The sequence below is a fragment of the Azospira oryzae genome (assembly GCF_004217225.1).
Taxonomy (GTDB): domain Bacteria; phylum Pseudomonadota; class Gammaproteobacteria; order Burkholderiales; family Rhodocyclaceae; genus Azospira; species Azospira oryzae.
Map to the genome: position 1 here is coordinate 170,130 of NZ_SHKM01000002.1, position 14,267 is coordinate 184,396.

Annotated in this window: 12 protein-coding genes; 11 read left to right on the top strand and 1 reads right to left on the bottom strand. The window is 69.5% G+C overall.

The genetic code is table 11. From position 1 onward, the window contains the following. Nucleotides 1-23 precede the first annotated feature (23 nt). From hypB to hypE, 6 genes are all read left to right on the top strand, one after another. Entirely contained in the window at nucleotides 24-1,220 is a 1,197-nt protein-coding gene (gene hypB, locus EV678_RS09995) for a hydrogenase nickel incorporation protein HypB (protein ID WP_130459423.1), read from the top strand. Nucleotides 1,221-1,259: 39 nt separating this feature from the next. Then, nucleotides 1,260-3,599: a carbamoyltransferase HypF gene (gene hypF, locus EV678_RS10000; RefSeq protein ID WP_130459424.1), complete on the top strand. Its 2,340-nt coding sequence runs from the start codon at nucleotides 1,260-1,262 to the stop codon at nucleotides 3,597-3,599. Nucleotides 3,600-3,608: 9 nt separating this feature from the next. Then, nucleotides 3,609-4,253, top strand: coding sequence for a transglutaminase-like domain-containing protein (locus EV678_RS10005; RefSeq protein WP_130459425.1), 645 nt, complete (start codon nucleotides 3,609-3,611; stop codon nucleotides 4,251-4,253). A gap of 2 nt (nucleotides 4,254-4,255) precedes the next feature. Continuing rightward, nucleotides 4,256-4,501 carry a HypC/HybG/HupF family hydrogenase formation chaperone gene (locus EV678_RS10010; RefSeq protein WP_014236263.1) on the top strand — a complete coding sequence of 82 codons (246 nt, stop codon included), beginning with the start codon at nucleotides 4,256-4,258 and terminating at the stop codon, nucleotides 4,499-4,501. A 79-nt stretch (nucleotides 4,502-4,580) separates the two neighbouring features. Then, a complete protein-coding gene (gene hypD, locus EV678_RS10015; protein WP_130459426.1) occupies nucleotides 4,581-5,711 on the top strand; it encodes a hydrogenase formation protein HypD in 1,131 nt (376 codons plus the stop codon). A gap of 14 nt (nucleotides 5,712-5,725) precedes the next feature. Continuing rightward, nucleotides 5,726-6,772 (top strand): hydrogenase expression/formation protein HypE, encoded by a 1,047-nt coding sequence (hypE, locus tag EV678_RS10020; RefSeq protein WP_130459427.1) that lies wholly within the window; start codon nucleotides 5,726-5,728, stop codon nucleotides 6,770-6,772. Between the two features lie 87 nt (nucleotides 6,773-6,859). Here the strand turns inward: hypE and EV678_RS16480 are convergent, their stop codons facing one another. Next, nucleotides 6,860-6,988, bottom strand: a complete 129-nt coding sequence (locus tag EV678_RS16480) for a hypothetical protein (protein WP_268907597.1) — start codon at nucleotides 6,986-6,988, stop codon at nucleotides 6,860-6,862. Nucleotides 6,989-7,432: 444 nt separating this feature from the next. On the opposite strand from EV678_RS16480, the gene EV678_RS10025 reads away from it, so the two are divergent. The 5 genes from EV678_RS10025 to EV678_RS10045 all read left to right on the top strand — a co-directional run bounded on the left by EV678_RS10025 (nucleotide 7,433) and on the right by EV678_RS10045 (nucleotide 14,197). Then, complete coding sequence (locus tag EV678_RS10025) at nucleotides 7,433-8,338, top strand: ZIP family metal transporter (protein WP_130459428.1); 906 nt, start codon at nucleotides 7,433-7,435, stop codon at nucleotides 8,336-8,338. Nucleotides 8,339-8,389: 51 nt separating this feature from the next. Beyond that, nucleotides 8,390-10,123: an enoyl-CoA hydratase-related protein gene (locus EV678_RS10030; RefSeq protein WP_130459429.1), complete on the top strand. Its 1,734-nt coding sequence runs from the start codon at nucleotides 8,390-8,392 to the stop codon at nucleotides 10,121-10,123. Nucleotides 10,124-10,129: 6 nt separating this feature from the next. Further along, on the top strand, nucleotides 10,130-11,596 hold the full coding sequence (locus EV678_RS10035) for a sigma-54-dependent transcriptional regulator (protein ID WP_130459430.1): 1,467 nt from the start codon (nucleotides 10,130-10,132) through the stop codon (nucleotides 11,594-11,596). Nucleotides 11,597-11,744: 148 nt separating this feature from the next. Further along, on the top strand, nucleotides 11,745-12,740 hold the full coding sequence (locus EV678_RS10040) for an NADH-quinone oxidoreductase subunit B family protein (protein WP_130459431.1): 996 nt from the start codon (nucleotides 11,745-11,747) through the stop codon (nucleotides 12,738-12,740). Next, nucleotides 12,737-14,197 (top strand): nickel-dependent hydrogenase large subunit, encoded by a 1,461-nt coding sequence (locus EV678_RS10045; RefSeq protein WP_130459432.1) that lies wholly within the window; start codon nucleotides 12,737-12,739, stop codon nucleotides 14,195-14,197. Before EV678_RS10040 ends, EV678_RS10045 begins: the two co-directional genes overlap by 4 nt. Nucleotides 14,198-14,267 lie beyond the last annotated feature (70 nt).

Sequence of the window (14,267 nt, forward strand, 5' to 3'; positions counted from 1 at the left end):
GAAATCGAAGGAGCATCGAGCAAATGTGTACCACCTGCGGCTGCGGCGCCGGCGAAACCCGCATCGAGGGCGACGCCCTCCACGATCACGAACATGGTCACGAACACTGGCATGTGCATGAGGACGGCACCGCCCACAGCCATGGCCACGAGCACGGTCACGGCCACAGCCATGCCCACGACGAGCACCAGCACGAACATGTGCACGCCGACGGCACCCGTCACAGCCACCCGCACCACCACGACGGCGAGCATCATCACGGGCACCAGGGCGTCACGCCCCAGCCAGCCGCCCCGGCCCACGGCCACGTGCATACCCACGCCGACGGCACCAGCCACAGCCATCCCCACACCCACGAGGGCGAGCACCACCACGCCCACGCCGAGGGGGACCAAGGCGACCACGGGCACGGCCATCACCACCATCATGGCGATGGCAGCATCGACTACGGCAGCGGCCCCGCCGGCGCCCACGCCCCGGGCATGAGCCAGAAGCGCATGGTGCAGATCGAGCGGGACATCCTCTCCAAGAACGACGCCTACGCCGCCAAGAACCGCCAGGCCCTCGCCGAGAAGGGCGTGTTCGCCCTCAATCTGGTTTCCAGCCCCGGCTCCGGCAAGACCACCCTGCTCTGCCGCAGCATCGGGGAACTGAAGGCCAAATACCCGGTGGCCGTGATCGAGGGCGACCAGCAGACCAGCTTCGACGCCGAGCGCATCCGCGCCACCGGCGCCCCCGCCCTGCAGATCAACACCGGCAAGGGCTGCCACCTGGACGCCCACATGGTGGGCCACGCCCTGGAAAAGCTGGAGGTGCAGGACGACTCACTGCTGCTGATCGAGAACGTGGGCAATCTGGTGTGCCCCGCCGCCTTCGACCTGGGCGAGGCCGGCAAGGTGGTGATCCTCTCCGTCACCGAAGGCGAGGACAAGCCGCTGAAGTACCCGGACATGTTCCGGGCCGCCCGCCTGATGCTGCTCTCCAAGGTGGACCTGCTGCCCCACCTGACTTTCGATGCGGATAAGGCGGTGGAATACGCGCGCCGGGTCAATCCGGCCCTGGAAGTGATCCGGGTTTCCACCACCAGCGGCGAAGGCTTCGCCGAGTGGCTGGCCTGGGTGGAAAAGGGCCTGGCCGCTGCCAAGGCGGCCCGCCAGGAAAACGTCGCCGCCCTGAAAGCCCGCATCGCCGAACTGGAAGGCCTGCTGGCCCGCCGCTGATCCCCGGGGCGGCTCTGCCGCCCCGGTTGCACCACTGCCATGAACGACCTCACCCTTCCCCTGCTCTGCCGCCGGGTCCGCGTCCGCGGCCTGGTGCAGGGCGTCGGCTATCGTCCCTTCGTCTATCGCCTGGCCTTTGAGCTGGGCCTTAGCGGCTGGGTGCGCAACGACGCCGAAGGGGTGGATATCGAAGCCCGGGGCCCAGCGCCGCTGGTGGAGCGCTTCATCGCCCGGCTGCGGGCCGAGGCGCCGGAACTGGCCCGGGTGGAGGCGGTGGAAGTGCGGGAGGCCGAGCCCGAGCGCAGCCTGCCCGGCTTTCTCATCGTCGAGAGCCGGGGCGGCCACGCCAGCACCGCCATCGGCCCCGACAGCGCCCTCTGCCACGACTGCCTGGAAGAACTGTTCTCGCCCCAGGACCGGCGCCACCGCTACGCCTTCACCCACTGCACCCACTGCGGCCCCCGCTATTCCATCACCCGGGAGCTGCCCTACGACCGGGCCCGCACCAGCCTGGCGCCCTTCCCCCAGTGCCCGGCCTGCACCGCGGAATACGCCGATCCCCACAACCGGCGCTTCCACGCCGAGGCCAACTGCTGCCCCGACTGCGGCCCCCAACTCAGGCTGCTCGACGCCGCCGGCCAGCCCATTGCCGGTGACCCGGTGCGGGAGGCGGTGCGCCTGCTGCAGGCCGGCAAGATCGTCGCCCTCAAGGGCTACGGCGGCTTCCACCTGGCCTGCGATGCCCGCAATGGGGCCGCCGTGGCCGAACTGAGAAAGCGCAAGCACCGGGAGGAAAAGCCCTTCGCCGTGATGGCCGCCAACGTGGCCTCGGCCAATGCCCTCTGCGCCCTGGGCGGCGACGAGGCGGGCCTGCTGGAACTGCCCGAGCGCAGCATCGTCCTGCTGCGCAAGCAGGACAACACCGACACCCAATTGCCCGGCGTCGCCCCCGGCCTGCAATGGCTGGGCCTGATGCTGCCCTACGCACCCCTGCACTACCTGCTCTTCCATGCCGCCGCTGGCGAGCCAGAGGGCCTGGCCTGGCTGGCCCAAGCCCAGGATCTGGTACTGGTGATGACCAGCGCCAACCCGGGAGGCGAGCCCCTGGTCACCGACAACGCCGAGGCGGTGGAGCGCCTCGCCGGCATGGCCGACGCCTTCCTCTGCCATGACCGGGACATCGTCATCCGCAGCGACGACTCGGTGATCCGTTGCGACGAAGGCGGGGTCCAGTTCCTACGCCGGGGCCGGGGCCAGACGCCGCGCCCCATCAAACTCAAGGACGAGGGCCCGGCCGTCCTGGCCTTCGGCCCCTACCTGAAAAACACCCTGTGCGTGGTCAAGGGCCGGGAGGCCTATCTCTCCCAGCACATCGGCGACCTGGACAACGTGCCCACGGTGAATTTCCTGGAAGAGACGGTGGCCCACCTGCTGCACATCCTGGACGTGGAACCCCAGGTCATCGCCCACGATCTGCACCCGGATTTCCCCTCCACCCGGCTGGCCGCCGCCTTCGCCGCCGAGCGGGGCATTCCGGCCATCGCCGTAGCCCACCACCACGCCCACATCGCCGCCGTGCTGGCGGAAACCCGCTACCCCAAGCCGGTCATCGGCCTGGCCCTGGACGGCATCGGTCTGGGTGAAGACGGCGGCCTGTGGGGCGGCGAACTGCTGCGGGTGGACGGGGCCGACTGCCAGCGCCTCGGCGGCCTTTTACCCCTGCAACTGCCCGGCGGCGACAGGGCCGCCCGGGAACCCTGGCGCCTGGCCGCCGCCGCCCTCCACGCCCTGGGCCGCAACGGCGACATCGAGGCCTTCGTCGCCCGCCGTTATCCTGATCAACAGGGCGCCGGAATGATCGCCGAGATGCTGCGCAAGCAGCTCAACTGCCCGCCCACCTCCAGCCTGGGCCGGCTGTTCGACGCCGCCGCCGGCCTCCTGGGCCTGCGCGCCAGCCAGCGCTTCGAGGCCCAGGCCGCCATGGAATTGGAAGGCCGGGCCCACGCCTGGGAAGAGCGCCACGGCCCCGCCGCGCCCCTCACCGATGGCTGGAACATCAACAACGACGGCCATCTCGACCTGCTGCCCCTGCTCGCCTGGCTGGGCGAATGCGATGACGCCGACCTGGGCGCCGCCCGCTTCCACGCCACCCTGGCCGCCGGCCTGGTGCACTGGGCCGCCGCGGCCGCCGAACGGGCCAACCTGTCCACCCTCGCCCTGGGCGGCGGCTGCCTGCTCAACCACCTGCTTTCCCGGGACCTGCGCATGGGCTTGCAGGCCAGAGGGCTGGCCGTGCTGGAAGCCCGCCAGGCCCCGCCCAACGACGGCGGCATCGCCCTGGGCCAGGCCTGGGTGGCCCGGCAGTCCCTGGGCCGCTAGGAGTACGACGTGACGACCTATCCGCCCCAGTTCGCCCCCTACCTGGCCGCCAGCCCCATCGTCGCTGCCGACCATCCCGAGATTCGCCGCCTGGCCGCCGAACTGCAGGCCGCCGGCGACGGCAGTCCCACCGATACCGCCCGCCGCTGCTTCGAGTACGTGCGGGACCAGATCCGCCACAGCTGGGACTACCGGGCCGATGCCCACAATCCCCTTACCTGCGCCGCGCCCCAGGTGCTGGCCGAACGCACCGGCTACTGCTACGCCAAGAGCCACCTGCTGGCGGCCCTGCTGCGGGCCAACGGCCTTCCCGCCGCCCTCTGCTACCAGCGCCTGACCCTGGAACCCGGCGGCGAGCGTTACTGCCTGCACGGCCTCAACGCCGTGTACCTGCCCGGGCACAGCTGGTACCGCCTCGACCCCCGGGGCAACAAGCCCGGTGTGGAGACCCGCTTCACTCCGCCCAGCGAGCAATTGGCCTTCGCCCTGGATTACCAGGGCGAACTGGATTTCCCCGGCCTCTACCCGGAGCCGGTGGCGGCCATCCAGGACCTGCTGCAACGCTGCGCCAGCGTCCAGGAAGCCATGGACCAGCTGCCCGACGCCACCGCCCTGCCTCCCGCCCCCCTGAATCTGCCCTTGAAGGAGCGCTGACCATGTGTCTCGCCATCCCCGCAAAAATCGTTGAACTCCTGCCCGACGACCAGGCCCGCATCGACCTGGGGGGCGTGCGCAAGGAGGTTTCCCTGGCCCTGGTGGAAGACGTGGCCGTGGGCGACTACGTCATCATCCACGTGGGCTACGCCCTGACCAAGCTGGACCCGGAAGAGGCGGCCAAGACCCTGGCCCTCTTCGCCGAGCTGGACGACGAAGCCCGCGCCGCCGCCATGGCCCAGGCCTGATGTTCCCGCGCCAGCCAATGCCGCCCATGGCCCCCGCCCTCTGTGATCTCTGTGCCCTCTGTGGCAAAAGGTTTTCCCCATGAAGTACGTCGACGAATACCGGGACGGCGAACTGGCCCAGGGCCTGGCCGCCGCCATCGCCAAGGAGGCCCGGCCGGAGCGCCGCTACCACTTCATGGAATTCTGCGGCGGCCACACCCACGCCATTTCCCGCTACGGCGTCACCGACCTGCTGCCGGCCAATGTGCGCATGATCCACGGCCCGGGCTGCCCGGTCTGCGTGCTGCCCATCGGCCGGGTGGACCAGGCCATCCGCCTGGCCCTCAAGCACAACGTGATCCTGTGCACCTACGGCGACTGCCTGCGGGTGCCGGCCTCCGACGGGCTCTCACTGCTCAAGGCCAAGGCCCGGGGCGGGGACATCCGCATGGTCTATTCCAGCGCCGACGCCCTCAAGCTGGCCCAGGAGAACCCCGAGAAGCAGGTGGTGTTCTTCGCCATCGGCTTCGAGACCACCACCCCGCCCACCGCCGTGGCCATCAAGCAGGCCAAGGCGATGGGCCTGAAGAATTTTTCCGTGCTGTGCTGCCACGTGCTGACGCCTTCGGCCATCAGCAACATCCTGGAATCGCCGGAGGTGAGGAAGCTGGGCACCGTGCCCCTGGACGGCTTCATCGGCCCGGCCCACGTCTCCACCATCATCGGCAGCCGGCCCTACGAATTCTTCGCCGAGGAATACCGCAAGCCAGTGGTCATCGCCGGCTTCGAGCCCCTGGATGTGATGCAGGCCATCCGCATGCTGGTGCGCCAGGTCAATGAAGGCCGGGCCGAGGTGGAAAACGAGTTTTCCCGGGCCGTCAGCCGGGAGGGCAACCTCAAGGCCCAGAATCTGGTGGCCGAGGTCTTCGAGTTGCGCCGCGCCTTCGAGTGGCGCGGCCTGCACACCGTGCCCTATTCGGCCCTGCGCATCCGCGGCGGCTTCGCCGAGTTCGATGCGGAACAGCGCTTCGGCGAGGACTACGTCAGCGTGCCCGACCACAAGGCCTGCGAGTGCGGCGCCATCCTGCGCGGCGTCAAACGTCCCCAGGACTGCAAGCTGTTCGGCACCGTATGCACCCCGGAAAACCCGGTCGGCTCCTGCATGGTCAGTTCCGAAGGCGCCTGCGCCGCCCATTACACCTACGGCCGTTTCCGCGAACTGCCGGCCTGAGCGAAAGTCCCGCCATGAAACAGAACTACATCCGCCCCCTGGACCTCAAGCACGGCCGCGTGGACATGAGCCACGGCAGCGGCGGCCGGGCCATGGCCCAGCTCATCGACGAACTGTTCGCCCCCCTGCTGGGCAACGACTACCTGGCCCAGGGAAACGACGGCTCGGTCATGCCCCTGCCGGACGGCCCGGGCCGGCTAGTGATGGCCACCGACGCCCACGTGGTGTCGCCCCTCTTCTTCCCCGGCGGCGACATCGGCTGCCTCTCGGTGCACGGCACCATCAACGACGTGGCGGTGATGGGCGCCAAGCCCCTCTATCTCTCGGCCAGCTTCATCCTGGAAGAGGGCTTCGCCCTGGCGGACCTCAAGCGCATCGTCGAATCCATGGCGGCGGCGGCGAAAGAAGCCGGCGTGCCGGTGGTCACCGGCGACACCAAGGTGGTGGAGCAGGGCAAGGGCGACGGGGTTTTCATCAGCACCACCGGCGTCGGCTGGCTGCCCGCCGGCATCGAGCTTTCCGGCAACCGGGCAGCGGCGGGCGACGCCATCCTGGTCTCCGGCCCCATCGGCGACCACGGCATGGCCATCATGAGCCAGCGGGAAAGCCTGGCCTTCGAATCCCCCATCGTTTCCGACACCGCCGCCCTGCACGGCCTGGTGGCCGACCTGCTGGCCAGCGGCGTCCAGGTCAAGGTGCTGCGGGACCCCACCCGGGGCGGCCTGGGCACCACCCTCAATGAAATCGCCCGCCAGTCGGGCGTCGGCATGATGCTGCAGGAAGCCCGCATCCCGGTGCAGCCGGCGGTGGCCGCCGCCTGCGAATTCCTCGGCCTCGATCCCCTCTACTGCGCCTGCGAGGGCCGCCTCATCGCCATCGTCGCCGGTGAAGACAAGGACAAGGCCCTGGCCGCCCTGCAGGCCCATCCCCAGGGTACCGGCGCCGCCATCGTCGGCAGCGTGCATGAGGACCCCCACCACTTCGTGCAGATGACCACCGGCTTCGGCGGCAAGCGCATCGTGGACTGGCTCACCGGGGAACAGCTGCCGCGCATCTGCTGACGGCGGAACGACAGTAAGACGGACGCAAAAAAAGCCGGCCGGGCCTTGTGGGCCCGGCCGGCTTTTTCTTTACCAGGCGGGAAGGGGTCAGTCCCGCACGACGATCATGGCGGCGGCCACGTTGCTCAATTCCTCGAGAATCATGCGACGGGCGTCGGCCACATCCTTGGCGTTGGAAACCTCGTAAACATTGCGGCTGCCGTCGAGAAAACGCACGGAGGCGAGAAACGGCGCGGCACGGCGCCTGGGGCGACGCGGTGACGCAGGGGCAGCAGGGGCGGCGGGCGAGCCGGATGAAGCAGAACGACTGTGGCGTTGCATACAGCGAACCTCCCAGGTGGCGGTCAATTTTTTGACAGTAACCGCTCGTTCCCGGCCGGGACGGCGGGAATCTGGAGCCATGCTAACCAAAGCTAACTCATTGAAAAATAATACGAAGGTGATACCGACATGCTTATCGCCTGAATTCCGCCGCTAAGCCCCTAAAAATGCTGGAAATTACTTTTTCGGGAACGGCGAAAAAATCCTCATGGACTAAGGGAGGAGGATGACGATTTACCAAATCGTAATTGCCAATGACTATCGCAGTCTTTTAATTAATTCATTGGATCAATCATTCCCGCTTTGCTTAAATGGCAGCAACAACACCGGGAGTCCACCATGTCCGCCTTCATCCATCAGCTTGACGATCATGTCCTGCACAGCCGCCATCCCTGGCGCCGCGGCGCCGGCCTGGCCATCGCCGTGGCCGGCACGGTGATCCTGGCGGCCCACGGTGTGGCCGCCCTGCTCGATGCCCTGGAAAGCAGCGGCATGATCGGCGCCCTCCTGGGGGGCATGGCCGGTGCGGCCGCCACCGCCGCCGGCGCCGTGGCCATGCTTTTCCTCGGCAAGCTCAACGGCCGCCGGGAAGACCAGCTGATGGCCTTCGCCGCCGGGGTGATGCTGGCCGCCGCCATCGTCTCCCTCTTCATTCCCGCCATCGAAGCCGCCGCGCCGGTCTTCGGCAATGCCTCGCCCCTGGCCGTGCTGCTGGCCCTGGGCGCCGGCGTCGGCCTGATGCTGGGCCTGGACAAGGCCCTGCCCCACGCCCACGCCGTCAGCGGCGTCCATGGTCCGGCCACCCATGCCTCCCGGGGCCTGCTGCTGGCCCTGGCCCTGTTCCTGCACAACTTCCCCGAAGGCATGGCGGTGGGCATCGCCGCCAGCGGCGGTGCAGGGGCCGTGGTGCCGGTGGCCCTGGCCATCGCCGTGCAGGATGTGCCCGAGGGCCTGCTGGTGGCCCTGGCCCTGGGCGCTGCCGGCATGAAACTGCAACGGGCCGTGCTGCTGGGCGCCGCCACCGGCCTGGCCGAGCCCGTGGGGGCCTGGATCGCCGCCACGGTCCTGGGCGACAACCCGGCCCTCTACCCGGTGGGCCTGGCCTTCGCCGCCGGCGCCATGGGTTTCGTGGTCTTCCACGAAATGCTGCCGGAACTGAAGAGCCGGGGCGGCCTGCCCCAGGTCTCCGGCGCCCTGGCCGGCGGCATCGCCCTGATGCTGGGGGTGGACCTCTTCCTCGGCTGATTGCGTTACATCAAGTCAAAAAAGCCCCGGGGCCGCTAGAATTGCGGCCCTATGGCTTCCCTGCGCATCCTCCTCCTCACCCACACCTTCAACAGCCTGACCCAGCGCCTCCACGCCGAACTGACGGCCCGGGGCCATGAGGTGTCGGTGGAGTTCGACATTGCCGATTCGGTCACCGCCGAGGCCGTCGCCCTCTTCCGCCCCGACCTGATCCTGGCCCCCTTCCTGAAGCGGGCCATCGCCGAGGAGCTGTGGTCCAAGCACCTGTGCCTGATCGTGCACCCGGGCATCGTCGGCGACCGGGGCCCCTCGGCCCTGGACTGGGCCATCCAGAACGGGGAGGAGACCTGGGGCGTCACCGTGCTGCAGGCCGAGGCGGAGATGGATGCCGGCCCGGTCTGGGCCAGCGCCGAATTCCCCCTGGGCGGCGGCAAGAAGGCCAGCGTGTACCGCCAGGAAGTGACCGAGGCCGCCTGCCGCGCCTCCCTTGAAGCCATCGAGCGTTTCCAGGCCGGCGGCTTCACGCCCCGCCGCCCCGACCCGGCCGATCCTGCGGTCCGAGGCCGGGAGCGCCCCCTGATGCGGCAGACGGACCGGGCCATCGACTGGACCCGGGACGACACCGCCACCGTGCTGCGCAAGCTCAACGCCGCCGACGGCTTTCCCGGCGTGCTCGACGAACTCTTCGGCGAACCCTGCCATCTCTACGACGCCTGGCCGGAAGCGCGGCTGCGCGGCACCCCCGGCGCCATCATCGCCCGCCGCGAAACCGCCCTGTGCCGGGCCACGGCGGACGGCGCCCTGTGGCTGGGCCATGTGAAGCGGGGCGAAGCCTACCCCCACGCCTTCAAGCTGCCCGCCACCACGGCCTTCGCCGAGCGGCTGGCCGAGATCCCGGAAGCGCCCCTGGACGGCTGGTTCGCCGCCGACCACGCCACCTGGCAGGACATCCGCTATGAGGAAGCCGGCGCCGTCGGCTTCCTCCATTTCGACTTCTACAACGGCGCCATGGGCACCGGCCACTGCCAGCGCCTGCTGGCTGCCCTCCACTTCGCCCTGGAACGGCCGACGTCCGTGCTGGTGCTGATGGGCGGGCGGGACTTCTGGTCCAACGGCATCCACCTCAACCTGATCGAGGCCGCCGATTCCCCGGCCGACGAATCCTGGCGCAACATCAATGCCATGGACGACCTGGCCGAGGCCCTCATCCGCGCCACCGGCAAGCTCACCATCGCCGCCCTGGGCGGCAACGCCGGCGCCGGCGGCTGCTTCCTGGCCCGGGCCGCCGATCTGCTGTGGGCCCGCCAGGGCGTCATCCTCAACCCCCACTACAAGAACATGGGCAACCTCTACGGCTCCGAGTTCTGGACCTACCTGCTGCCGCCCCGGGTCGGCGCGGACGGGGCCCGGGCCATCATGCAGCACCGCCTGCCCATGACCGCCGACGAGGGCGTGGCCCTGGGCTTCCTCGACGCCGCCCTGGCCGGCACGCCGCAGGCCTTCCGCGTGGACGTGGCGCGCCGCGCCGCCGAGCTGGCCGCCGCGCCGGACCTGGCCCAACGCCTGGCCGAGAAGGCCGCCCGGCGGGCCTCCGACGAGGCCGCGAAGCCGCTTTCCGCCTGGCGCGCCGAGGAGCTGGCCCACATGCAGCGCAACTTCTACGGCTTCGACCCCAGCTATCATGTGGCCCGTTACCACTTCGTGCACAAGTCGCCCCAGTCCTGGACGCCGCGCCATCTGGCGAAGCACCGGGACCTGGGCTGGAGCGTCCCCGAGACGAACTGAAGCGCCATGAAAAACGTCCCCGCCCTGCCCGCCGTCCTCGTGGTGGACGATGAAGTCCGCTCCCAGGAGGCCCTGCGCCGCACCCTGGAGGAAGACTTCAGCGTCTTCACCGCCTCCGGCGCCGACGAGGCCCTGACCATCATGGAGCGGGAGCAGGCGGGCCGTGGCGTGCAGGTGGTTCTGTGCGACCAGCGCATGCCCGGCACCTCCGGCGTCGCTTTCCTCACCGAGGTGCGCCAGCGCTGGCCCGACGTGGTGCGCATCGTCCTCTCCGGCTACACCGAGGCCGGCGACATCATTGCCGGCATCAACGAGGCCGGCATCTACCAGTACCTGCTCAAACCCTGGCAGCCGGAACAGCTGTTGCTGACCTTGAAGAGCGCCGCCAACGTCTGGCGCCTGCAGCAGGACAACCAGCGCCTCTCCCTGGAACTGCGCGCCGCCGAGCCGGTGCTGGCGAGCAAGGTGGAGATGAAGTACGAGCGGGTGAAGCGGGAGCTGGGCCTGGACGGCCTCACCCGCAGCGCCGGCAGCCCCATGAATCCGGTCTGCGACATGGTGCAGCGCATCGCCCCCTACGACCTCTCGGTGCTGCTCATGGGCGAATCGGGCACCGGCAAGGAAATGCTGGCCCGGGCCATCCACTACCAGAGCCGCCGCGACCGCCAGGCCTTCGTCGTGGAGAACTGCGGCGCCCTGCCGGACCAGCTGCTGGAAGCGGAACTGTTCGGCTACAAGCGGGGCGCCTTCACCGGCGCCTACGAGGACCGCATCGGCCTCTTCCAGCAGGCCGACGGCGGCACCATCTTCCTCGACGAAATCGGCGAGACCTCCCCGGCCTTCCAGGTGAAGCTCTTGCGGGTGCTGCAGGAGGGCGAGTTCCGCCCCCTCGGCAGCCCCCGGCCGGTGAGCGTCAATGTGCGCGTCATCGCCGCCACCAACCGGGACCTGGAGGCCGAGGTGCGGGAAGGCCGCTTCCGCGAGGATCTCTACTACCGCCTGGCCACCGTCACCCTGCACGTGCCACCCCTGCGGGAGCGGCCCATGGACATTCCCCTGCTGGCCCAGCGCCTGCTGGAAGCCTCCCAGAAAGCCCTGGGCAAGACCGTGCAGGGCTTCACCACCGAGACCCTGGCCTGTATCGCCGCCTACCGCTGGCCCGGCAACGTGCGGGAACTGCAGAACGAGATCCTGCGCATGCTGGCCCTGTGCGAAGGCAAGCAACTGGGCGCCGAGCTGCTTTCGCCCCGGGTGCTGCGGGCCCCGGTGGGGGTCCATGAGGATGCGGAACTGTCCTTCCTCGCCGACCTTTCCGGCGGCCTCAAGGAGCGCATGGAGCAGCTGGAGGCCAAGGTGGTGAAGGAGGCCCTGATCCGCCACCGCTGGAACAAATCCAAGGCCGCCGCCGACCTGGGCCTCTCCCGCGTCGGCCTGCGCAACAAGCTGGTGCGCTACGGGCTGGAGAAGGGGTGATGCTTAGATTCGTTGCCACAGAGGGCACAGAGGGCACAGAGTTTTTCCGGGCTGTGCAACGGTCGGCGCTTGCTTCAAGCGTGAGGAACGGCAAATTCCAGAGGACACCCTCTGTGCTCTCTGTGTCCTCTGTGGCTAAAAGATTTTCATGAACCTACTCTGGCTCCAGGCCGGCGGTTGCGGCGGCTGCACCCTCTCCCTGCTCGGCGCCGACGCCCGGGACCTGCTGCGGCAGCTGGAGGACGTGGGCATCCGCGTGCTCTTCCACCCGGCCCTCTCCGAAGCTTCCGGCCCCGAGGCCCTGGCCATCCTCGAAGACGCTGCCAGCGGCAAGGTGCCGGTGGACATCCTCTGCGTCGAGGGCGCCGTGCTGCGGGGGCCCAATGGTAGCGGACGTTTCCACATCCTGGCCGGCACCGGCATTCCCATGCTGGACTGGGTCCAGCGCCTGGCCACCCAGGCCCGCCACGTCTTCGCCATCGGCTCCTGCACCGCCTTCGGCGGCATGCCGGCGGCGGGGGAGAACAGCACCGACGCCTGCGGCCTGCAGTTCGAGGGCGACGAAAAGGGCGGCATCCTGGGCGCCGAGTGGCAGAGCGCCGCCGGCCTGCCGGTGGTGAACGTGGCTGGCTGCCCGACCCACCCGGGCTGGGTGGTGGACAGCCTCATGGCCCTGGCCCTGGGCCAGCTCGACAACAAAGATCTGGACGCCCTGCAGCGCCCCCGTTTCTATTCGGACCAGCTGGTGCACCACGGCTGCCCGCGCAACGAGTTCTACGAATTCAAGGCCAGCGCCCACAAGCCCTCGGAACTGGGCTGCCTCATGGAGAACCTGGGCTGCAAGGGCACCCAGGCCCATGCCGACTGCAACACCCGGGTATGGAACGGCGTCGGCTCCTGCCTGCGCGGCGGCTACCCCTGCATCTCCTGCACCGAGCCGGGCTTCGAGGAGCCGGGCCATCCCTTCATGGAAACGCCGAAGGTGGCGGGTATTCCCATCGGCCTGCCCTCGGACATGCCCAAGGCCTGGTTCGTCGCCCTCGCCGCCCTGTCGAAATCGGCCACCCCGAAACGGGTGCGGGAAAACGCCGCCGCCGACCATCCGGTGGTGATGCCGGCTATCCGCAAGACGGGGTTGAAATGAGCAAGCTGGTGTTGGGTCCCTTCAACCGGGTCGAAGGCGATCTGGAAGTGAGCCTGGAGGTGAGCGACGGCGCCGTGCACTCGGCCCGGGTGAACGCCCCCCTCTACCGCGGCTTCGAGCCTATGCTGCTGGGCAAGGCGCCGCTGGACGCCCTGGCCATCGTGCCGCGCATCTGCGGCATCTGCTCCGTGGCCCAGTCGGCCGCCGCCGCCAGCGCCCTGGCCGAGGCCATGGGCCTGATCCCGCCGCCCAACGGCCGCCTCGCCCGCAACCTGATCCAGGCCGGGGAAAACCTGGCGGACCACCTGACCCACTTCTACCTCTTTTTCATGCCGGACTTCGCCCGGGCCGCCTACGCCGCCAAGCCCTGGTTCGCCGAGACCGAAGGCCGCTTCAAGGCCCAGACGGGACGGGCCACGGCGGAGATGCTGCCCGCCCGGGCCGGTTTCATGCGCCTGCAGGGCTACCTGGCCGGCAAATGGCCCCACACCATGGCCCTGCAGCCCGGCGGCACCACCCGGGCGGTGCTGGCGGCGGAGAAGATCCGCCTCTACGCCGTGCTGCGGGAGTTCCGCGCCTGGCTGGAAAGCACCCTCTTCGGCGACGCCCTGGAAACCGTGGCCGCCCTGGATTCGGCCGACGCCTTGCGGGCCTGGGCCGCCGGACGCCAGGCCGACTTTCCCCGCTTCCTGGCCCTGGCCGACGACCTGGGCCTGCAGCGGGTGGGCCAGGCCGGCAATCTTTTCCTGAGCGTCGGCGCCTATCCGGGCTCCGTCGGCAGCCTCTTCCCCGCCGGCGTCTGGGACGGGGCCAAGGGCCGCCGCGCCGAGCTGGACACCGCCCGTATCGTCGAGGACCTGAGCCACGCCTGGCTGGCCGGCGACGCCCCCCAGGCTCCCGCCCAGGGCCAGACCCGGCCCCTGCTGGAGAAGGAGGATGCCTACACCTGGTGCAAGGCCCCCCGCTACGGCGGCCAGGTGGCCGAGGTGGGCGCCCTGGCACGGCAGCTGGTGGCCGGCCAGCCCCTGGCCCAGGACCTGGTGCGTAACGGGCAAGGAAAATCCGCCGGCGGCAATGTCACCGCCCGCATCGTCGCCCGCATGCTGGAAATCGCCGCCCTCATCCCGGCCATGGAAAACTGGGTGCAGCAGCTGGCCCCCGGCGAACCTTTCTGCGCCCACGGCGAACTGCCGGATACCGCCGTCGGTGTCGGCCTCACCGAAGCCGCCCGGGGCAGCCTGGGCCACTGGCTGACGGTGAAGCACGGCGCCATCGCCGGCTACCAGATCATCGCCCCCACCACCTGGAACTTCTCTCCCCGGGATGCCGCCGGCACCCCCGGCCCCCTGGAACAGGCCCTGGTGGGCCTGCCCATCCCCAAGGACGAAGCGGCGCCGGTGCTGGTGCAGCACGTGGTGCGCTCCTTCGATCCGTGCATGGTGTGCACGGTGCATTAGGCACCGGCCGGCGATCCAGCAAGTACGGGCATTTCAGGCAGGGGCTGGCTAGCAGCCCCGTCCCGCCTGC